The 20,355-nt window shown below is 72.1% G+C and carries 22 protein-coding genes; 6 read left to right on the top strand and 16 right to left on the bottom strand.

Annotated elements, in window-relative coordinates; translation table 11 throughout:
- Positions 1 to 18: 18 nt before the first annotated feature.
- From O7635_RS06145 to O7635_RS06125, 5 genes are read right to left on the bottom strand one after another with little or no spacing between them, the layout of a single operon-like run.
- Positions 19 to 987, bottom strand: coding sequence for a zinc-binding alcohol dehydrogenase family protein (locus tag O7635_RS06145; RefSeq protein WP_278079441.1), 969 nt, complete (start codon positions 985 to 987; stop codon positions 19 to 21).
- Positions 984 to 1,346, bottom strand: coding sequence for a hypothetical protein (locus O7635_RS06140; protein WP_278079440.1), 363 nt, complete (start codon positions 1,344 to 1,346; stop codon positions 984 to 986). Before O7635_RS06140 ends, O7635_RS06145 begins: the two co-directional genes overlap by 4 nt.
- A complete protein-coding gene (locus tag O7635_RS06135) occupies positions 1,343 to 2,206 on the bottom strand; it encodes an extradiol ring-cleavage dioxygenase (RefSeq protein WP_278079439.1) in 864 nt (287 codons plus the stop codon). The genes O7635_RS06140 and O7635_RS06135 overlap by 4 nt, the downstream gene beginning before the upstream one ends.
- A gap of 12 nt (positions 2,207 to 2,218) precedes the next feature.
- Positions 2,219 to 3,007, bottom strand: a complete 789-nt coding sequence (locus O7635_RS06130) for a citryl-CoA lyase (RefSeq protein WP_278079438.1) — start codon at positions 3,005 to 3,007, stop codon at positions 2,219 to 2,221.
- The gene (locus O7635_RS06125; RefSeq protein WP_278079437.1) at positions 2,989 to 4,137 is read right to left on the bottom strand and encodes a CaiB/BaiF CoA-transferase family protein; all 1,149 of its coding nucleotides are present in this window, start codon (positions 4,135 to 4,137) and stop codon (positions 2,989 to 2,991) included. The genes O7635_RS06130 and O7635_RS06125 overlap by 19 nt, the downstream gene beginning before the upstream one ends.
- 179 nt (positions 4,138 to 4,316) lie before the next feature.
- Here O7635_RS06125 and O7635_RS06120 point away from each other — a divergent pair, with 179 nt between their 5' ends.
- Positions 4,317 to 5,741: an amidohydrolase family protein gene (locus O7635_RS06120; RefSeq protein ID WP_278079436.1), complete on the top strand. Its 1,425-nt coding sequence runs from the start codon at positions 4,317 to 4,319 to the stop codon at positions 5,739 to 5,741.
- A 3-nt stretch (positions 5,742 to 5,744) separates the two neighbouring features.
- Positions 5,745 to 6,545, top strand: coding sequence for an IclR family transcriptional regulator C-terminal domain-containing protein (locus O7635_RS06115; RefSeq protein ID WP_278079435.1), 801 nt, complete (start codon positions 5,745 to 5,747; stop codon positions 6,543 to 6,545).
- 8 nt (positions 6,546 to 6,553) lie between these two features.
- Here the strand turns inward: O7635_RS06115 and O7635_RS06110 are convergent, their stop codons facing one another.
- The 8 genes from O7635_RS06110 to O7635_RS06075 form a co-directional block, all read right to left on the bottom strand.
- Entirely contained in the window at positions 6,554 to 7,444 is an 891-nt protein-coding gene (locus O7635_RS06110; protein WP_278079434.1) for a hypothetical protein, read from the bottom strand.
- Positions 7,445 to 7,661: 217 nt separating this feature from the next.
- Positions 7,662 to 8,138, bottom strand: coding sequence for a SigE family RNA polymerase sigma factor (locus tag O7635_RS06105; RefSeq protein WP_347405261.1), 477 nt, complete (start codon positions 8,136 to 8,138; stop codon positions 7,662 to 7,664).
- Between the two features lie 151 nt (positions 8,139 to 8,289).
- A complete protein-coding gene (locus O7635_RS06100) occupies positions 8,290 to 9,810 on the bottom strand; it encodes a phospholipid carrier-dependent glycosyltransferase (protein WP_278079433.1) in 1,521 nt (506 codons plus the stop codon).
- A 22-nt stretch (positions 9,811 to 9,832) separates the two neighbouring features.
- On the bottom strand, positions 9,833 to 10,108 hold the full coding sequence (locus O7635_RS06095; RefSeq protein WP_278079432.1) for a hypothetical protein: 276 nt from the start codon (positions 10,106 to 10,108) through the stop codon (positions 9,833 to 9,835).
- Between the two features lie 36 nt (positions 10,109 to 10,144).
- Entirely contained in the window at positions 10,145 to 10,660 is a 516-nt protein-coding gene (locus O7635_RS06090) for a DinB family protein (protein WP_278079431.1), read from the bottom strand.
- Positions 10,657 to 11,142: a MarR family transcriptional regulator gene (locus O7635_RS06085; protein ID WP_278079430.1), complete on the bottom strand. Its 486-nt coding sequence runs from the start codon at positions 11,140 to 11,142 to the stop codon at positions 10,657 to 10,659. Before O7635_RS06085 ends, O7635_RS06090 begins: the two co-directional genes overlap by 4 nt.
- A gap of 188 nt (positions 11,143 to 11,330) precedes the next feature.
- On the bottom strand, positions 11,331 to 11,582 hold the full coding sequence (locus tag O7635_RS06080; protein ID WP_278079429.1) for a hypothetical protein: 252 nt from the start codon (positions 11,580 to 11,582) through the stop codon (positions 11,331 to 11,333).
- A gap of 22 nt (positions 11,583 to 11,604) precedes the next feature.
- A complete protein-coding gene (locus O7635_RS06075; protein ID WP_278079428.1) occupies positions 11,605 to 12,180 on the bottom strand; it encodes an RNA 2'-phosphotransferase in 576 nt (191 codons plus the stop codon).
- A gap of 408 nt (positions 12,181 to 12,588) precedes the next feature.
- On the opposite strand from O7635_RS06075, the gene O7635_RS06070 reads away from it, so the two are divergent.
- Positions 12,589 to 14,013, top strand: a complete 1,425-nt coding sequence (locus O7635_RS06070) for a hypothetical protein (RefSeq protein WP_278079427.1) — start codon at positions 12,589 to 12,591, stop codon at positions 14,011 to 14,013.
- Here the strand turns inward: O7635_RS06070 and O7635_RS06065 are convergent.
- A complete protein-coding gene (locus tag O7635_RS06065; RefSeq protein WP_347405260.1) occupies positions 14,010 to 15,965 on the bottom strand; it encodes an amino acid transporter in 1,956 nt (651 codons plus the stop codon). The genes O7635_RS06070 and O7635_RS06065 overlap by 4 nt on opposite strands.
- 3 nt (positions 15,966 to 15,968) lie before the next feature.
- Positions 15,969 to 17,426 carry an MFS transporter gene (locus O7635_RS06060; RefSeq protein WP_278079426.1) on the bottom strand — a complete coding sequence of 486 codons (1,458 nt, stop codon included), beginning with the start codon at positions 17,424 to 17,426 and terminating at the stop codon, positions 15,969 to 15,971.
- 90 nt (positions 17,427 to 17,516) lie between these two features.
- On the opposite strand from O7635_RS06060, the gene O7635_RS06055 reads away from it, so the two are divergent.
- From O7635_RS06055 to O7635_RS06045, 3 genes are read left to right on the top strand one after another with little or no spacing between them, the layout of a single operon-like run.
- The gene (locus tag O7635_RS06055) at positions 17,517 to 18,515 is read left to right on the top strand and encodes a DUF5937 family protein (RefSeq protein WP_278079425.1); all 999 of its coding nucleotides are present in this window, start codon (positions 17,517 to 17,519) and stop codon (positions 18,513 to 18,515) included.
- A gap of 54 nt (positions 18,516 to 18,569) precedes the next feature.
- On the top strand, positions 18,570 to 19,073 hold the full coding sequence (locus O7635_RS06050) for a maleylpyruvate isomerase N-terminal domain-containing protein (protein ID WP_278079424.1): 504 nt from the start codon (positions 18,570 to 18,572) through the stop codon (positions 19,071 to 19,073).
- Positions 19,070 to 19,939 carry an alpha/beta hydrolase gene (locus tag O7635_RS06045; RefSeq protein WP_278079423.1) on the top strand — a complete coding sequence of 290 codons (870 nt, stop codon included), beginning with the start codon at positions 19,070 to 19,072 and terminating at the stop codon, positions 19,937 to 19,939. Before O7635_RS06050 ends, O7635_RS06045 begins: the two co-directional genes overlap by 4 nt.
- Here O7635_RS06045 and O7635_RS06040 read toward each other — a convergent pair.
- A complete protein-coding gene (locus tag O7635_RS06040; protein WP_278079422.1) occupies positions 19,917 to 20,330 on the bottom strand; it encodes an RbsD/FucU family protein in 414 nt (137 codons plus the stop codon). The genes O7635_RS06045 and O7635_RS06040 overlap by 23 nt on opposite strands.
- Positions 20,331 to 20,355: the final 25 nt, after the last annotated feature.

The following is a 20,355-nucleotide window of genomic DNA, read 5'->3' as shown; positions in this document are numbered from 1 at the left end:
CCGGCCGCGCCCGAGCGGCTAGATCGTCAGGACGATCCGGCCGGGTACGAGGCCCGCGGCCTGGCGCTCCCAGGCGTCGGAGACCGCGTCGAGCGGGACCTCCTCGTAGGCGACGGTGAGCCGGCCCGCGGCGGCGTGCGCGGCGATCTCGCTGATCGTCGCCGCCTTGCGGGCCGGGCTGAGCTCGTTGTTGGTGTAGCCGAGCACGCGCAGCGAGCGGCTGCGCAGCGTGGCCGAGTCCAGAGGCGCGGTCTCGGCGGCCGCGCTGCCCAGGTTGACCAGTCGGCCTCCCATCCGCAGCGTGCGCAGCGCTGCCGCGCCCGGGACACCGAAGATCGGGTCGAGCACCAGGTCGACCGGCCCGTCCGCGCCGTCGCCCAGGCGCCGGGCCAGCGCGGTGACGTCGTCGTCCGGGCGCACCTCGATGACCGTGTCGGCGCCCGCGCGGTGGGCTCGTTCCTGCGCGGCGGTCGAGCGGGCGGCCGCGATCACCCGGCGCGCGCCGTGCAACTTGGCGATCTGGATCGCCGCCTGGCCGACCACGCCGCCCGCGCCGAGCACCAGCACCTGCTCGCCCGCGGTCAACCCGCCGCACTCGGTCAGCGCGTGCCAGGCCGCGACCGCCGACAGCCCCAACGCCGCGACCAACCGGTGGTCGACGCCGTCGGGCAGCCGGGCCACGCCCTCGGCCGGCACGACCGCGTGCCCGGCCATGCTGCCGTCGCCCGGCTTCATGCCCGCGTCGGTGGGGAACCAGACCGGTGTGCCGTCGTCGAGCCGGCCGACACCTTGCACACCCGGCACGTACGGGCACGCGGGCGCCCCGAAATAGGAGGTGCCGGACGCGCAGAGCAGGTCGAGCGGGGTGATGGGCGCCGCGGTGACCGCGACCCGGAGCTGTCCTTCGCCGGCCGGCGGCACGGCGCGGTCGACCACCCGCGGCGGCCGGCCCGCGGGGTCGACGACGGCGGCCCGCATGGCGCTCATGTCGCGATGTCGGGGTAGGGCAGGTCGAAGTGGGCGAGCCGGACGGCGTACTCCTTCTGGAAGGCCAGCGGCTCGGTGTAGTCCCGCTCGAACATCGCGATGAACAGCGTCAGCGTGAGGAACGGGTGCGCGCCCAGCTCGAACAGCTTCACATAGTCGTGGGTGGACAGTGCTGCGCGCTCGGCGGCCTCGAAGCGCAGCCACGTGGTCGCCTCGCCGCTGTGGCAGTTGAGCAACGCGTTGGCGCGCTCGGCCTCCCACCAGGTGACGGTGCCGACCGGATCCTCCCGGTAGCGCTCCACCAGCTCCGGATCCCGGTCGACCGTGTAGAGGAACTTGTCCAGCAGGTATTTGCTCATGCCGGCGCTCCGTTCGGATACCAGGTGAAGTAGGCCTCCATGGTGTGGAACAGGTCGAGCGAGTCGACGTAGTCGGCCTTCGCGCCGGCCCCGGCGACGCCCATCATCAGCATGAAGTCCATGAAGCCGTGGGTCGCGTTGCCCGGCGCGTGCAGGCTGTCCAGCGTCACCTCGGCCAGGCAGCTGTCGAGGTCGCCGTTGGCGATCCACTCCACCGCCTTGGCGTCGAACTCCGGGTCGGGCCCGTGCGGGCCGAACTGCCGCGGACCGCCGAGCTCAAGCGACAGGTGGCCGGTGCCGACGATCGCCACCCGCAGGTCGCTCGGCCAGGCCTCGACCAGCTCGCGGATCGTCTGTCCGAATTGGACGAACCGCTTCGGCTGCGGCAACGGCGGCGCGAAGATGTTGGTGTAGATGGGCACGATCGGCAGGTCCGCCTCGGGCCGCAGCGTGATGATCGGGCAGGTGATGCTGTGGTCGATCCGCAGCTCGTTGCTGAAGGCCAGGTCGAACCCGGCGTCGAGGCCCTCGCGCAGGATGTGGCCGGAGAGGTCCTCCTGGCCTTTCAGCAGCATCCGTGGCAGGCCGAACTCGCGCTCCTCGTTGTGCCAGTTGGCGTCGTAGAAAGGCGCCTTGCCCACGAGGAACTGTGGCATGTTGTCGAGCCAGAGCTGGTGGAAGTGGTCGGAGCCGACCATCACCAGCACGTCCGGGTCGGCGCGGGTCAGCGTCTCCCGGAAGCCCAGTATCTTGCGGGTCCATTCGTCGGCGAAGGGTGGCCGGTCATCGCCCGTCGCGGTGCTCGCGCGGTAGTAGAACGGGTGATGGGTGGAGGCGATGACCGCGACGACTGTGGCCATGCCGCTCCTTTCTCAGTCCTGTGGCACGTACCTCGCGTGCCGGTCGACGGTCAGGTAGACGTCCATGCCGATCGGGTCACGCCGCTCCTCGGCGAGGTGGCCGAGCAGGCCGGCGGCCCGGGCCAGCAGCGCGAAGCCGCGCAGCAGGTCGATCGGCAACCCGAGGTCGGCCAGCGCCGCGCCGGCGACACCGGCGCCGTTGAGCGGCAACGTGCGGCCGAGGATCTCCGGGTGCACCCGGCCGATCGCCTGGAACAGCCGCAGGTGCGGTCCCTCCAGCCCTTCCTCGCGAGCGATGCCGATCAGCACCGGGGTGCGCGGATCCTCCACCTTGTGCACCGGATGCCCGAGCCCGGGCACGAACCGCTTGGCCGCCCGCGCCTCGCTGACCGCCGCCCGGGCCAGCTCGTCGAAGCCCGCGTCGGTGGTCGGCGTCCCCACGCCGCGCAGCGTCTCGGCCAGGAACCGTCCACAGTCCTCGGTCACACCGAGGAACCGGGAGCCACCGCCCAGCAGTCCCGCGGCCAGGGCGCCCTGGATCGACTCGGGCGCGCTCAGATAGGTCAGCCGGGCCGCGATCGCCGTCGGCGTGAAGCCGTGGTCCGCCAGCGCGACGAGCACGGTCTCGAACACCCGGGTCTCGGCCGGCGTCGGCCGGCGCCTGGTGACGAGCCAGAACGCCAGCTCACCGAAGCCGACCTTACCCATCAGGTCGGCGGCCAGGTCCTGGCCGAGCAGCGAGATGCGGTCCGCGTCGGACGTGCCGATCGCGGTGGGGAAGCTCAGCTCTTCGTCAGCCATGCGCGGATCTCCTCACCGTGTTCGTCGAGCCCGGGCGGCGGCAGGTCGTAGCGCGGCGGCGTCGCCGAGAAGGTGATCGGGTTGCGCACGCCGGGCACCGCGGCCGTGCCGTCGCCGACCTCGACCACCGGGTTCAAGCCCAGCTCCTGCGCGTACGCGACGCCGCGGTCGAGGGTGTTGATCGGGGCACAGGGGATCCCGGCGGCGATCAGGTCGCGGAACCACTCGTCCTTGGTGCGGGCGCGCAGCCGCTCGACCAGCAACGGCCGCAGCGCGTCGCGGTTGGCCGTGCGGTCCTGGTTGCGGCCGAAACGCCGGTCGTCGACCAGGTCCGGCACGCCGAGCACCTGACAGAGCTTGCGGAACTGGCCGTCGTTGCCGGCGATCACGATCAGCTCGCCGTCGGCCGTGGGCAGCGGCTCGTAGGGGAACAGGCTCGGGTGCGCGTTGCCCATCCGGAACGGCACCGTGTCGCCGGCGACCACCGCGCTGCTGTGGTTGACCAGCCCCGACAGTGCCGACGACAGCAGGTTGACCTCGACGTGCTGGCCCCGGCCGGACGCGGCCCGGTGGTGCAGCGCCGCCAGGATGCCGATGTTCGCGTGCAGCCCGGCCATCACGTCGAAGACCGAGATGCCGGCCCGGTACGGCGGCCCGTCCGGGTCGCCGGTCAGGCTCATCAGGCCGGAGATGGCCTGCACCATCAGGTCGTAGCCGGGGATCGAGGCGCCGGCGCCGGAGCCGAACCCGCTGATCGACGCGTAGACGATGCCGGCGTTGGCGGCCGCGACCGAGTCGTAGTCGAGGCCGAAGCGGGCCAGCCCGCCCGGCTTGAAGTTCTCGATCATCACGTCGGCCCGCCGGGCCAGCTCCTGGGCCGCGGCCAGGTCGTCGGCGTCGCGCAGGTCCAGCGCGATCGACCGCTTGTTGCGGTTGATGCCGAGGTAGTAGGTCGCGATGCCGTCGCGGACCGGCGGCATCCAGGTGCGGGTGTCGTCGCCACCCGGACCTTCGACCTTGATCACGTCGGCGCCGAGGTCGGCGAGCAGCATCGTCGCGTACGGGCCGGCCAGGATCCGGGAGAAGTCGGCCACCAGGATGCCCTGCAGTGGTCCGCCGTGCTCCGCCACGGGCCAGCTCCCCTCGCGTTGTCCGCTGAACGGACGAACGTCCGCTCATCCCATCCTGGTCAACGGTGCGGCGTTTGCGCAACAGCTCTGACCCTTGACGTTTACGTGTGCGCCGGCTCACAATCGCGTCGTCCTGGCTGGCCGCTAGGCGGACTACTGTCCGATAGGAGTGACGGCGAATGAGCGTCCTGTTTCGCAACGGCCTCGTGATCACCATGGATAACCGCCACACCGTGCTCCGCGATGCGGACGTGCTGGTGGTCGACAACAAGATCGCCGAGATCGGCACCGGGCTCACCGCGCCCGAAGGCACCGAGGAGATCGACGCCGGCGGCGGCATCGTCATGCCAGGCATGATCGACACGCACCGGCACATGTGGCAGACCGCGATGCGCGGCTACGGCGCCGACTGGACGCTGACCCAGTACTTCGTCTGGTACTACCTCGAGTCCGGCCGGCGGTTCCGGCCCCAGGACATCTACGCCGGCAACCTGCTCGGTGCGCTGGAGGCGCTGGACGCCGGCGTGACCACCACGGTCGACTGGTCGCACGGGCTGCAGACGGTCGAGCACGCCGAGGCCGCGGTCGACGCGCTGGAAGCCGTACCCGGTCGGTTCGTCCTCGCCTACGGCAACATCCAGCAGGGACCGTGGGACTGGTCGGCCGCGCCGGAGTTCCGCGACTTCGTGAGCCGCCGGTTGCACGGCAAGGGCGACATGCTCGGCTTCCAGATGGCCTTCGACGTCACCGGCGACCCCGAGTTCCCGGAGAAGGCGGCCTTCGAGGTGGCCCGCGAGCTCGGCGCGCCGGTCACCACCCACGCGGGCGTGTGGGGCGCCACCAACGACGACGGCATCCGGCTCATGCACGAGAACGGGTTCATGACCCCGCGGAATATCTACGTGCACGCGGCGACGCTCACCCGCGACTCGTACAACCGGATCGCGGCGACCGGCGGCTCGGTCTCGGTCTCCACGGAGAGCGAGCAGAGCGCCGGCCAGGGCTACCCGCCCACCTGGCAGCTGCGACACCACGACATCCCGGTCTCGCTGTCGATGGACACCAGCGTGTGGTGGAGCGGCGACCTGTTCTCGGCGATGCGCTCCACGTTGGGTGCCGACCGGTCCCGCGAGCACCTGGAGGCACACGGTCGCCAGGACACGGTCACCCACTGCCATCTGCGGGCCGAGCAGGTCGTCGAGTGGGCGACGATGGGCGGCGCCCGGGCGCTCGGGCTGGACTCGCTGGTCGGCAGCCTGGAGCCGGGCAAGAAGGCCGACGTCGTGCTCATCAGGAACGAGCGGTCGCCGGTGATGTTCCCGATCCTGCACCCGTACGGGCATGTGGCGTTCCAGGCGCAGCGCGGCGACGTCGACACGGTCGTGGTCGACGGCCGGGTGGTGAAGCGCGGTGGCGCGCTGGTCGACGCCGACCTGGCGACGGCGCGGGCGAAGATCACCGAGACGATCGACTACCTGGTCGGCGACATGGGTGAAGAGGCCTGGGCGAAGGGCATGAACCCGGACGTGCCGGAGACCAAGGTGACGGACAACCCCTACCAGTACACCGACTACGACGCCGGCTCCGCACAGTGGAAGCATTGAGGGATGCCACGCGAGTCCGGACCTGACTTCATCGAAGCGCTGGCCCGGGGGCTCGACGTGCTCCGCTCGTTCCCGGCCGGCCAGCCCGTGCGCACGCTCAGCGACCTCGCGGGCGCGACCGGGCTGGCCCGGCCGACCGTGCGGCGGATCCTGCTGACGCTCGAGGAGCTGGGCTACGTGCGGGCCGCCGACCGCGGCTACGCGCTGACGCCGCGGGTGCTCGAGCTGGGCATGGCGTACGTCAACTCGTTGAGCATGTGGGACGTGGCCCGCCCGCACATGGAGCGGCTGGTCGCGCAGACCAACGAGTCCACCTCGATGGCCCAGCTCGACGGCAGCGACATCGTCTACGTGGCCCGGGTGGCGGTACCCAAGATCGTGACGCTCGCGGTCACCATCGGCACCCGCTTCCCGGCCCCGCCGACCTCGATGGGGAAGGTGCTGCTGGCCGCGCTCCCGCCCGCAGCGCTGTCCGCGGTGCTGGCGGAGCCGTCGCGCTCGGGCATCACGCCGCGCTGGCAGCCGAGCCGGGAAGAACTCGACCGGTCCTTGCGGGAGGTACGCGCGAAGGGCTGGGCGCTGGCCGACCAGGACCTGGCGCCCGGCATCCGCTCGGTGGCCACCCCGGTCCGCGACGGCGACGGCACGGTGGTGGCGGCGATCAACGTGACGGTGCACGCGGCCGAGACGTCGGTCGAGCGGCTGACCGAGGAGCACCTGCCCGCCCTGCTCCGGTGCGCGGCCGACATCAGCCACGACTGGGCCCTGCTGGGCGCGGTCCCCTTGGCGGTGACCGCGCCCTAGCCTAGGCCCTACGGCGTGTAGGCGAGCAGCGAGCGGTTGGCGTTCGCCTTCGACTCGACGCTGCGGGCGACGATCCGGTCGTTCACGTCCAGACGCACGAGTTCGGATCCGTTTCCGCTCCTGACGCGGGCCAGCATCCCGCCGTCGGCGAGGAAGATCGCGTTGGACAGGCGGCCGTCGAACGGCAGGTCGACCACCTTCTTCGTCGCCACGTCCATGATCGTGTTGCAGTTCAGCGCTCGCCCGGCGTCCCCTCCGGGAGTGTCTGGACCGGCGAGGATGACGCAGACGCGGCTGCCGTCGGCCGAGATGGCGTTTAGGCCGACGTAGAACCGGCCGTCCACGTCGTCCCGGTCCAACACCACCTTGTCGCCCCCGAAGGTGTCCTGCACGGTGACACCGCTGATGTCGCCGTGCAGGTAGGCGATCCGCTCGCCGTCCGCCGACCATTGGTAGTGACAGCCCCTCGGCTCGCCGAGATCGTCGGCCGCGCCGGTCCGGTCCAAGATGATCAATTCGGGTCCCGAACTGGGGTAGCGGATGACCAGCAGACGGGTCGAGTCACCGCCCCACGCGGGATTGCCACACAGTGGCTCATCCACTTCGTCGATCACCCGGCGGCGGTTGGCGCCATCCACGTCGGACGTCATGAGATGGTTGTCCTCGACCCACATCAACCGCTTGCCGTCCGGCGACACCGTGACGTTGGCCCGGTCACCGCCGGGGTACTGGCGACCGTTGAGGTAGACCCTCCCCCACGTATCCATGTAGAACACGTCGCCGCCGACGGGAGGTAGCTCGGGCGGCGTGCTGGATTCGGTCGGAGCGGGCTGCTCGGTCGGCTCGGGCGGCGTCGGGGTCAGGGCCGGCGCGGGCGGCGTGGGCAGCTCGGTCGGCATCGGCGGTCGCGGCCGTTCGTCGTCGTGCGCGGCGGCGAAACCGACGGCGGGTCCGCCGACGAAGAGCACCGCGCCGACCGCGATGGAGGCCGCGCCCATGCGCCGCCTCCGGCGGACCCAGCGATGGGCCGCGGCGGCCCCGGGCGGAGAGACGTAGGGCGCCACCTCGCCGCGGAACTCGGCGAAGGCCCCGGAGAGGCGTGCGTCGTCATCGAACTCAGGCACGGTCCTGCTCCTCTTCGCGCAGTTGGGCGGCGAGCGCGGCGCGACCGCGATGCAGCCACGACTTCACCGTGTTGTCGGAGACGTTCTCCTGCCGGGCGATCTCCGCAATGGGCAGGTCGGCCAGGTAGTGCAGGATCACCGCGCGGCGATGGTCGGGCTTCAGCGTGGCCAGCGCGCGGGCCAGGGCGACCCGATCCGGGCTGGGCTCGGCGACGTGCTCCGGCCGCTGCTGCCGGGCGAACAGCGCCGCCGTGCGGGTGCGGCGCCACCGGCTGGTGGCCAGGTTCCAGGCGACCCGCCGCACCCAGGCGGACGGATCGTCGTAGTCCGTGAGCCGCTGCCAGCGTGCCAGCGCCCGGCAGAACGCCTCCTGCACGACGTCCTGCGCTCCGGCCAGATCCCGGGTGTACGCGTAGAGCTGGATGGTCAGCGACTGGAAGTGTGCCGCGTAGAACTCTTCGAAGCTCACCTGCGCTGGTGGACCGAACCCGGGCACCAGATCGAGATCGCCCCCGTCTTGCAAGGAAACCACCGTCCTCGCATCCTCCCCGATCGCGGCCGTCCGGTGTGGCCGGCCGATCGGGGACTACACGCGTCGACCCCCGTCGTGGTTGCGGACCCTACGGGTGCCAGCGGTTGCCGAGCCAGAGGCGGTCGGCCCAGTCCGTGAACGGCAGGAACTCGCCGACGAACACCTTGTAGAAGTAGGCGAAGCAGAACACGACCAGCACGACGTAGGCGCCCGCCGCGACCGCGCCGATCAGGCGGCGGTCGGCGTTTTCCGGACCGGGTGGGCCGATCATGGCGCCGAGCACGTAGACGACCGCCAGGATCAGGAAGGGCAGCGCCGGGGCGGTGTAGAAGTTGAACATGACCCGGTGCGCGTCGACGGCGTAGTAGAACCACGGCAGCAGGCCGGCCCCGGCGAGCAGCAGGATCGCGCCCGGGCGCCAGTCGCGGCGGGCGACCCCCAGCCAGGCCGTGCCGGCCAGCGCCGGCAGGAACGACCACCAGAGCAGCGGGGTGCCGAGCAACATGATCTCGGAGACGGGCGCTTGACCCCAGGGACCACCGGGGTACGCGAGATGGACCGTCGTCGGCTTGCCCAGCAGCAGCCACTGCCACGGCCAGGACTGGCTCGGATGCTTGTCCTGCAACGTTGAGTGGAAGCCGAACGCCTGCTGGTGGTAGTGGATCAGGTTCTGCAGCGCGCCGATGACGGGCAACTCGGAGCGGCCGGAGTCGGCCCGCCAGTGCCGGAAGTAGCCGTCGTCGGTGAGCAGCCAGCCGGACCACGACGCCAGGTAGACCGCGACGATGATGCCGCCACAGAGCACCAGCCAACCGGTCTCGCGGCGCAGCGTGTCCCGCCACGGATGGGCCAACCCGGCCGAGCGTCGCGCGCCGGCCTCCCACCAGAGCACGAGCAGGGCGAACACCGGCAGGAAGAAGAGCGCGCTCCACTTGGTGGCGACCGCGCAGCCGAACAGGACCGCGGCGACCAGGCGCCACCAGGGCACGCCGGTGACCGGGTTGTCGAGGCTGCGCAGGCGTAGCCGGCGGCGCTGGTCGCGGTCGACCAGCAGGGCGCCGAACGTGGCGAGCACGAACAGCAGCAGGAAGATGTCGAGCATCGCCAGCCGGGACAGCACCAGGTGGAAGCCGTCGAGGGCGAGGAGCAGCCCAGCCGCGCAGGCCAGCACCGTCGAGCCGAAGAGCCGGCGGGTGATGCGCACCAGCAGCAGCACCGAGACCGTGCCGGCGACGGCGGCGGAGAACCGCCAGCCGAACTCGGGCGGCGCGTCGACCAGGTGGCCGGTCAGGTGCTGGTTGCCGTCGATGTCGTAGTAGCCGAACGCCCACTCGCCGAGCGCGATCAGCCACTTTCCGAGCGGCGGGTGCACGACAAAGGCCGGCGCGTCGTCGCGGTAGTTCCACTCGACGCCCTTGGTGAGCAGGCCCCAGCCGTCTTTGGCGTAGTAGGTCTCGTCGAACAGCTTGCCCTGCGGCCGGGCCAGGCCGTGCAACCGCAGGACGGCGGCGACGAGCACGACGAAGCCCGTCGCATACCAGGAGGAGACGCTGCCGCGCGGGTCGACGGGCGCGAGGCGGCGCTGGGTGACTTCGGCCGCCGCGCGCACCGCGCGATCATATGGGCCCGAGCTAGACCCGCGCGGACCAGCCGCCCTCGGGTGGCTTGCGGACGACCTTGGTCAGGTCTTTCCAGATGCCGCGGCCGCCGGTCGACGCGGCCATCAGCCGGTCGACCCAGGCCCGGGCCGCCCACTCCTCGTGGAAGGCCGGCCAGGTCACGTCGCGGTCCTTGTCACCGGCGCGGGCCCGCACCAGCCAGCCCGCGTCGGCATCGCGATGGAGCCAGATGTCGCGTCGCGTGCTGGTGTTGCGGTCGCCGTTCCACCATCGTCCGACCAGTTCCACGATCGACAGGCTATCGAACGCCTGTGCTAATCGCAATTACGCTCCGGTGACGCCGTCGATGCCCTCGCGCAGGAAGTCGGCGTGGCCGTTGTGGCGTGCGTACTCGTGGATCATGTGAAGCATCACCATGCGCAGCGAGACGTCCTCCTGCCAGCTCTTGCTGTAGCCGGTGACGTCGAGCGAGGCCGCCGCCTGCTCGATCTCACGGGACCGGGCCACCTCCGCCTCCCAGGCCGCGAACGCCTCGGAACGGGTCGAGTGGCTCGCGTCGTACGCCACCTGGAAGTCACCGTCGGGCGACCAGACGAGCGGGATGTCCTCGCCGGCGATCACCCGCCGGAACCAGGCGCGCTCGACCTCGGCCATGTGCCGGACCAGCCCCAGCAGCGTGAGCGTGGACGGCGGCATCGAGCGGCGGCGCAGGTCGTCGTCGCCGAGGCCGGCGCACTTCCAGGCCAGCGTGGCCCGGTGGTAGTCGAGGAAGGTGCGGAGCATCTCGCGCTCGTCGGCGGTGGCCCGTGGGCCGATGCGGGGGTCCTGCAGGTCGGTCATGTCGTCGCACTGGCCCGGTTGGCGGCCAGACCGTCGGTGGCCAGCCGGCCGGCCTGGATCGTGCGGCGGAGCAGGTCGGCGACCAGCGCCAGCTCCGCCTCGTCGTGGCCGGCGCAGAGCTGTTCGATCTCCCGGCCGAGCCCAGCGTATAGGCGGACCAGTTCGGCGGCCCGACCGCGTACGGCGTGCACGGAGACCGCGCGCCGGTCGGTCGCGTCGCGCTCGCGGGTGACCCAGCCGCCGCGTTCGAGCCGGTCGAGCACGCCGGTCATGGTCGCGGGGTGCAGGCCGGCCCGGCGGGCGAGCGCGGTCGGGCTCAGCGGGCCCTCGCGGCTGACCAGCTCGAAGCAGTCGACGTCGATGTCCTTGAGCTCGACCTGGCCGGCGATCTGATGGTTGAGCAACGACAACTGCACCCGCAGCTCGCGCAGGGCCATCGTGATCGCGTGCGCCTGCTGCCGCCGGGCGTCGACCGTGCTCATCAGGCCAGCGTACGGAGGGTGGTTACGTGCTGTCGCGGGGCCGGCTTCGGTGGGTGAGCAGGCGCAGTGGCTCGGGTTCGGGCAGCGGCGGCGCGTCCGGGTTGGGCTGGGTGCGGGCGAGCAGCCCGGCGAGGCCGGCGCGGGTGGCGACGACGATCAGGCGGTCGGTGCGGACCAGCCGGCGGCGCTCAGGAATTGTCCACAGTGTCTGGCCGATGCGGGCCGTGCGGACGGCGATGAGACGCGCCGGCCCGGGTGAGCACGTCCGGGGTGAGCCGGGCGGCCACGACCACTACCGGTCGCCGGTCCGGGGCGCCGCTGTCGGGCGCGTGGTCGGCGTCGGCGTCCCGGACGATGACGGTGACGGGCACGCCGTAGGTGTCGATCAGTTCGCTGGCGAGCCGACGCGCCAGGGTGTTGTCGCCCCACACCAGGAACACGCCTGGATGGTAATGAGGGCTGTCACTCGCCCGGCGGTTCCGCGTCGAGCCGGCGGATGAACGTCGGGGGAACGTGGGCCGTCAGCCAGACGCCGTTGGCGCTGCGCTGGAAGCGATGCCCGGCCGCCTCCATGGCCGCGGCGTCGACGCTCAGCAGCGCGGTCGCCCCACGCCTGCGGTCACCGACCCGGCGCGCGGTCGGCAGATCGACCGACAGGTGCACGGCGTGCCGCCGCCCCTTCACCAGCCCGCTGCGCAGGATCGACGGCACCGACTCGGCGGAGGTCCCGTGGAACAGCACCGCGGGCGGCGACTGGTCGACGAGCCCGAGATCCACGCCGATGGAATGCCCCTGGCTGGCCCGGATGAGCGCGCGTCCGCCGTCGTCCTCCCGAATCGCGAAGCGCTGCTTGTCGTTGCCGGCCACGACGGCGTCGAGCTGGGCGCGGGTGATCGGGGAGCCGTGCGCGGCCAGGGCGGCGAGCAGCGTGTCGACGGGGACCCAGCCCTGCGGGTCGAGCGTGACACCGACACTGCCGGGCCGGTGCCGCAGGACCAGGGAGAGTCGCTTGCTCACCCGCACGAGATCGGCATCCACACCACCATTCTGTCCTGCCGGCTCAGCACAAGAGGTCCCCAACCGAACGGATGATCAAATACGGGCGGCCGCCCCGTAGCGTGTCGGGGCGTGGCATACGGGGACATCGATCCGACCAACGCCGCGGCCGCGCCCGCGAACCCAGCGGCACCGGACCCACCGGCGCCGCCCACACCGCCGCCCGCCGCCTTCGCCGGCCCACCGCCCGCCACCGCGCCACTCGCGGGACCAGCGGTGCCCGGCACAGGCCCGGCGCCCTTCGCCGGCCCGCCGGCTGCTCCCGCGGGCGCCACGCCATTTGCGGGACCAGCGGTGCCCGACACGAGCCCGGCTCCCTTCGCCGCCGCGCCTGCGGGCCCAGGACCGGCTGCGGGCGCGCAGCCACCGGCTGCGGCACCACCCGGCGCCATGCCGCCACCCGGCGCCATGCCGCCACCCGGCGCCATGCCGCCACCCGCCATGCCGCCACCCGCCATGCCGCCGGGCGTCGGGCTGCCGCCGGATCCGGCGGCGCCGAAGCCCAAGCGTGGCCTGCTCGTCGGACTGGTGATCATCCTGGTGCTGGTCCTGGTCGCCGTGCCGGCGTTCCTGGTGTTCGGCGGCCGAGACGGCGACGAGCCCGCCACCGCCGCCACCGCCGCACCGACCGCCACCACGCCCGCCACCCGCGAGGCCGCCGGCCCGGCGGCCTCGCCGAAACCGGGCGATCCGCCGCACGTGAAGTTCGGCTGGGCCAAGGCCCGCATCTACGAGTCGCTGGCCGACATGAGCAAGGCGTTCCGGGCCGGCGATCTCAACGGCTTTCTCGCCCCGGTCGCCGACAAGAAACTCCGCGCGGAGCTCGAGCGGCGATTCCGGTCGCTGCGCGCCATCAAGGCCACGGCGCTCGAGTTGACCGCCGACAGTGGACCGTTCGACGACAAGCTGGTCGGCGGCTACTCCGAGTGGGGCGTGACCGTCGCGATCAAGCATTGCTTCGTCGTCGCGCGCTGCGAGCCCGACAAGATGCTCGTCGACACCGCGTGGCGGGACTCGAAGGACGGCTACCGCCTCGTCAAGTTCTCGCTCGTGCGGGACGTCCGCGGCCCGCAACCGTGGGAGGTCTCCACGCTGACCGCCGCGGTCGGGACCCGGGCCATCGTCGCCGCGCCCAAGGCCCTGCAGGGCCGCGCCCGCGCGTTCCTGCCTGCCGCCGAGCGGGCCGCGAAGATCGCCGACCGGTACGTGCTCGGCCGCAAGCCCGACCGCTACCTCATCTACCTGGCGGGCCCGAGCGACTGGAAGAAGTGGTTCGGCGGCACCGAGGACTGGGCCATCGGGTTCGCCGTGCCGGCCAGCGCGGAGCGCTCCGACATCGTGCTGCGGGCGGCCGAGATCGACGGCGGCTACGCCGAGTCCATCATGAAGCACGAGATGGGCCACGTGGCGACGCTGGCGGGCCGCGACTACCGCGACTACAACGGCGAGAACTGGTGGCTCACCGAGGGCATCGCGGAGTACGTGGAATGGGACGGCCGCCCGGTCAGCGCGTACGACCGGAAGCTGACCACCCGCCGCCTGGTGCGGGCCAACCTGTTCACCGGCAACCTGGAGAAGCTCGTCCCCGAGAACGACGCGCCCGAGTGGCAGATCGACGCCGCCTACGGCGTGGGCTACTACACGACGCGGTGCATCGCGGACCAGTACGGGCACGAGAAGCTGATGCGCTTCGCCGACCAGGTGCTGCGCAACGGCCGCCCGTCCGAGGCGGAGAGCCCGACGATCCTCGGCCGCGACTGGAAGGACGTGTCGAAGCGCTGCCTCGCGTACACGAAGCAGAAAGTAGGCGCCTAACCGACGTGCACGTGCGGCCGCTTCATCCGGTCCGGCTCGTGCTCCCGGAGGATCTCCCGCGTCACCGGCGCCACCTCCCCCTGACCGAAGGCCAGGTAGCGCAGGAAGTTCGACGCGGGGTTCCCCTCCGTCCACTGGAAATAGATGTGCGGCCGCTGGCCCGTCGTCGCCTGGATCTCCAGGAGCAGCGCGGCCAGCGCCGTCGACACGTTGGGGCTCTCCATCGCGAACACCCGGTAGCGGCCGTGCCGGATCTGGCCGCGTACCCGCAGGTCCGACTCGAACTCCGACGGGTCGGTGACGGTCACCTCGGCGAACATCACGTCGTGCACGTCGGGCAGCACGTCCTCGTCGACGATCCGGCGCAGCTTGGCCAGATATTCCTGGGCGTCGCCGGCGTCCGGATGGTTCGCGATGATCCGCACCACCGTGCCCTTGCAGTCCTCGAGCAGCTGCTGGCCCACCTCGTCGAACTGCACGCTGGTGAACCGCAATTCGAACGCCCGATAGAGCCGCGACAGGATCGAAGTAATGATCATGGCGCCGATGAAGCTCCCCGCGATCTTGACGCCGTCCGGGCGCTCGACGATGTTGTCGATGGTCGTGTAGACGAACACCAACGAGATCAGCCCGAACGCCAGCGTCTGCTTGCGTTGCCGGTGACGCCGGCTGGACAGGGTCACGGCTATCGCCGCTGAGGTGATCAACACCAGCACGCCCGTGGCGTACGCGCCGCCCTGCGCGGTCACGTCGGCGTCGAACAGCCAGGTGATGAAGAACGCGATCAGGGTGAAGACGACGACCAGCGGGCGTACGGCGGTCGCCCAGTTCGGCGCCATCCCGAAGCGCGGCAGGTACCGCGGCACCAGGTTCAGCAGCCCTGCCATCGCGGACGCCCCGGCGAACCAGAGGATGAAGATCGTCGACAGGTCGTAGACGGTGCCGAACGTCGCGCCGAGGTTCTCGTGCGCCAGGAACGCGAGGGCCCGACCGTTGGCGGCGCCGCCCGGGTCGAACGCGTTGGCGGGGATCAACACGGTGGTGATGATGCTGCTCGTGATGAGGAAGACGCTCATCGTCACGGCCGCCGTGGTGAGCAGCTTCCGCGTGCCCCGGATCCGGCCCGCCGGCCGCTGTTCGGTGTCGGACGGCGCGCCCTTGATGTGCGGCATCACCGCCACACCGGTCTCGAAGCCGGACAGGCCCAGCGCCAACCGCGGGAAGACGATCACCGCCATCCCGATCACCGCCAGTGGGCTCCCGTGCATCGTGGTCAGCGCCGTCCACCAGTCGCTGGTCAGCGTCGGATGAGTCGCCACGCGGATCAGGCCGTCGACCATCACCACCACGTTGAGCGCCAGGTAGACACCAACCACCACCACGGCGATCCCGATGGCCTCGGAGAAGCCCTTGAGGAACACCGCTCCGAGGACCGCCAGCAGCACCAATGTGATCAGCACGTCGTGCCCGCGCAGGGCGTCCGGCCAGAACGGGTTCTCGTCGATGTGCGCCGTGGCGTCCGCCGCCGACAGCGTCATCGTGATGATGAAGTCGGTCGCAACGAAGCCGAGCAGCACCAGGACGACCAGCTTGCCCTTCCAGAACGAGAGCATCTTGGCCAGCATCGCCAGCGAGCCGGCGCCGTGCGGGCTCTCGCGGGCCACCCGGCGATAGACCGGCAGCGCGCCGAAGAGCGTGACCAGCACCAGCACGATCGTGGCCAGCGGGGCGAGCACGCCGGCGGCCAGCGCCGCGATGCCCGGCTGGTAGCCCAGCGTCGAGAAGTAGTCGAGGCCGGTCAGGCACATCACCCGCCACCAGCTGTGCCGGCGCTCCTGGGGCTCCGGCCGGGCCAGCGGTCCGGGTGGCGGCAGCACGCGGCGCTGCGCGCCACGCAGGAACCAGTCGGAGAATCTGCGTTGCGCGGTGACCAGGGGTGGGGTGGCCGACACGGCTCAGGGACGCTTCTTGGCGGTGTCGGAGAGCGGCCGGCGGCGTACACCCCGCCAGATGTCCTTCCAGACCGGCACGCCCGGCCGGTCGTCGATCTGCCGGAACGCCACGATGCCCACCGCGATGCCCGCCGCGCCGATCACGAACAGCAGCAGCCGGGTGGTGGACAGGTGGATGTCGACGGGCCCGAGGTCGAGGTCCCGGGACGCGCCTAGGCCGACGATCAGGCTGGACAGCGCGATCGACAGCAGCAGCACGATCCGCACGGCCGACTGGATGAAGGCCACGACCCGGCCGCGTACGTCGTCCGCGATGTCACCGCCGACCAGGGTGAGGCCCGAGAGGAACGCCATTCCGGCCGCGGCGCCGGTGATGACGCAGCCGAGCACCGCGAGTGACAGGCGGGGCGCGACGGACAGTCCGATCACCGCCACCCCGGCCAGCACGATGGACAGCGCGAACCAGCGCCGTCGGGAGAGCGTGCCGACCAGGGCGGGCCCGCCGGCGATGCCGACGCCAAAGCCCGCGAAGATCGCGGCGAACAGGATGCCGAACGTGGCGTCGCCGCCCCCGAGCGACCGGGAGTAGAAGTTGGCGGTGCCGATCACCACCCCGGCGCCGGCGAACGCGCCCAGCACCCCGATCACGATGCCCCGGACCAGCCGCGTGCGGACGATGAACCGCCCACCGTCGAGCAGGTCCCGCAGCGCCTGCCGCCCGGGCACCGAATGTTCCTCCGGCTGGTGCGCTACCGCGGCCGGCCGGGCGGTGCGCCCCGACATCTCCTTGGCGAAGAACGCCACCACGAACGCCGAGGCGAGGAACGTGAGTGCGTCGAACAGCAGCGCGTAGTCGGCCGGGCCGACGCCACCGGGGCGCGGCAGCCGGGCCATGCCGCTGAAGATCAGGGCGGCCAGGATGGGCGTGACCCCGTACGTGGTGGCCAGGGTGAGCTGGTTGGCCGCCTCCAACCGGGAGCGGGGCAGCAGGTTGGGCACCGCCGCCTCCTTGGCCGGGGTCCAGATCTGCGACGCGGCCTGGGCCAGGAACAACGCGACGGCGGTGTAGGTGACGACCCGCACGGGGCTGTCGACGATGTAGCCCACGATCGGGATCGAGGCGAACAGCACGAACCGCACGACGTCGGATACGACCATCGTGTAGCGGCGGTCGAAGCGGTCGGCGATCACGCCGGAGATCGGGCCGAGGATGAACGCCGGTAGGAGTTGAACCGCGATCACGGAGCCGAACGCGGCGCCCTTGGCGGTCGCGCCGGACACCTGCGACGAGGCGAACGCGGCGCCGGCCAGCAGCCCCAGCCAATCGCCCAGCGCGGAGAGCCCGAGCACCAGGAACAACCGGCGGAACGGGCGGACCCGTAACGCGTCGACGATCTCCGCCAGGCCGGAGCCTTGGACCGTCCCCGATTTCTGCGTTTCACCGACCCTGCTCGCGCTCATTCGCTCAGCGCCGTCCCCCCGTGTAACGCACCCGTGACCCAACGTACCCCCGGGCCGGCGCGCGCCGCCGGACTACGATCGGTGATCGTCATGCCAGTCGCGGTTGTCGGCCTGAGCAGCGTCTCGGCCGCGGTGTCCCCGTTGTCCGAGCTGGGCTCCGCGCTGCACGCGGTCGGCGACCCGGGCCACCACGCGGTCGACCTGCCGGCGCCGAGCGCGGCGCTGCGCCGCTCGATGCGGACGTGGGCGTTCACCACCCGGGCGATCCGGGCGACCCCGTTCGTCACGATCTGGGGCGCCGACGACGCCTTCGACGCCCAGCTGGACCAGCTGCGGGCGCTCCCGCCGCACCGGCTGGCGGCCCAGCTGCTCCGGCCGATCTCCCCGGCCGGCGACCCTGCCGCCGCGCTCCGGTTCGCCCGGGCCCGCGGCGTCGGCGAGCGGGTCGAGGCCCTGGTCGAGCGGCCGGGACCGGCGGTGGCCGAGTTCCTGGAGTTCCTGGTCGAGAGCTGGGAGACCTGGTTCGGCGCGCGCTGGCCGCTGGTGCGCCCGGTGCTCGCCGCCCGCGCCCGCCGGTTCGCGCACGACCTGGCCGCCGTCGGCCCGGCGGCGGCCTTGACCACGCTGGACCCGTCGGTCACGGCCGGCGGCGCCGGGATCCAGATCGCCAAGATCCAGAGTCGCCGGCACGACGTGTCCCGCCGCGGCCTGGTGGTGGTGCCCAGCACCTTGATCCACCCACATCTGTACGTCGCCGACGTCCCCGGCCGCCCACTGGTGCTGATCCACCCCGCGACGCCCGGCCCGCCCGTCGTGCCCGCCCGCGACCTGCTGCGCCGGCTCGAGGCGCTGGCCAACCCCGGCCGGCTGGAGATGGCCCGGGCCATCGCCACGGAGCCGCGTACCGCCGTGAGATCGCCGAGCTCTGGCACGTCGACCCGACGCTGGTCAACCGCCACCTCCGCGCGCTCGCGGCGGCCGGGGTCGCGCGGGCCACCCGGCGCGGCCGGTTCGTCCAGTACGAGCTGGACGCGGCCGCCGTCGAGGCGCTCGGCGGCGACCTGGTCAAGCTGCTGCTCCGCTGACTGACGAGATCCGTCAGCCCGCTCGGCGGCAGCGAAGGCCGGTGGTTGGGTCGGCGACATGACCGAACCGATCGACCGGGGCGCGGCCGTCGACCGCCTGCGCGCCGATCACGACCTGCTGCTCGCCGCCGTCGACGGGCTGGACGCCGACGCGCTGGCCCGCGACCACGCCACGACCAACGGGCCGCTCGGCGACTTCTGCGCGTCGTTGCACGACCTGCTCGCCCACGTTCTCATGTGGAACGAGATCAACCTCGCGGTGCTGACCGAGGCGGACCACGGCCGCGACCACTGGAGCCTGGACGCCCAGTTCGAGACGCCGGAGGCGGGCGGCGCGCTCAACCGGGCCGGCGTCGCCGGGGGCCGGGAGCTGCCCGCGGCGCTGCTGCTGGACCGGCTGAACCGCACCCACGAGGCGCTCCTGGACCAGCTGGCCACGTACGACGACGCGGCGTGGCACCGGCGCGGGCCGCTGGCGCACCACGTCTTCACCGTGCCAGGGCAACCGGCCTTCTGGCACGCCGCCGTCCACCTCGACGCGGTGCCGGTGGGCGCGCGGTGAACCGGCGGATCGTGGCCGAGCCGGGGTTCGCCGCGGAGGCCGACGGCTTCACCGTCGTCGGCGCGGCCGACGACCTCGACGACCTGGCCACCCTGCTAGCCGACCGGGCCGAGCCGGTCGACCTGCGCCTCGCCGGCGCGCCGGACCCGACGGTGCACGTGGCGGACCTCCACCTGCCGCTCGGCGGCGGGCCGACCCTGGCGCGCGTCTACCAGGCCGAGCCCGGGCCTCGGCCGCTGTTGCTCTGGCTGCACGGCGGCGGCTTCGTCGGCGGTACGGTGGCCGACCTCGACCACACCTGCTCCGGGCTCGCCCGGCGGTCGGGCCGCACCGTGGTCTCGCTGGAGTATCGGCTCGCGCCGGAGCACCCGTACCCGGCCGCGCTCGACGACACCTACGACGCGATGTGCTGGCTGGCCGCCCACGGCCGGGTGTTGGGCGGCGACGGCCGGTTCGCGGCGGGCGGGCAGAGCGCCGGCGGCGCCCTGGTCGCCGGGGCCACGCTGCGGGCCCGCGACCAGGGCGGCCCCCGGCTCGACCGGCAGGTGCTCTGCTATCCCGTGCTCGACGTGCCGGCCCTGCCGTCCTGGGCGGACCGGCAGTACCTGACCGGACCGCCGCCGGTCTACGCCGCGCCGCTGCGGGCGGAGTGGCTGGCCGGGCTGCCGCCGACCCTGCTGGTCGCCGCGGGCCGCGATCCGCTGCGCGAGCAGGCGCTGGCCTACGCGCGCTGCCTCGACGACGCCGACTACGTGGAGTACGCGGACACCCCGCACGCCTTCCTCAACTTCTGCGGTGTGCTCTCCGCCGGCGACCACGCGATCGGCGTGATCGCGGAGTTTCTCAGCTCACCACGCCCACGGTGAGGATGACGTTGGCGTAGAGCCGGGTGTCGCCGCTGGCGATGGCCAGGGCGAGGTCCGGCTCGCGCGCCTTGTCGTAGAACGCGAACCGGTCGAGCGCCGTGAGCTCCACCGGCGCGAGGTGCTGCCGGAACACCGGGAAGATGTCGGGTTCCGGACCCGCCTCCGGCCGCATCACGAACGCCGACTCGACCGGCACAGCGGTCAGCACCGTGGCGAGGATGTCGTCGACCGCGACGAGCCCCGGCCGCAGATTCAGGAATACGAGTTCGGCGCCCGCCTTCGTACCCGTGGAATGGGGGTAGTTCCCGTCTGAAATGAGGACGGTCGACCCGTGTCCCGCGCGACCGAGCGCGGAGCTGATGCCGGGATGGAGCAGTGTGGATTTGAGCATGCGCGGATCATCATGGCCGGCCACC

This window comes from Asanoa sp. WMMD1127 (genome assembly GCF_029626225.1).
Classification (GTDB): Bacteria; Actinomycetota; Actinomycetes; order Mycobacteriales; family Micromonosporaceae; genus Asanoa.
The sequence above is the reverse complement of the archived record's forward strand: the minus strand, read 5'-3'. Positions and strand labels throughout refer to the sequence as shown.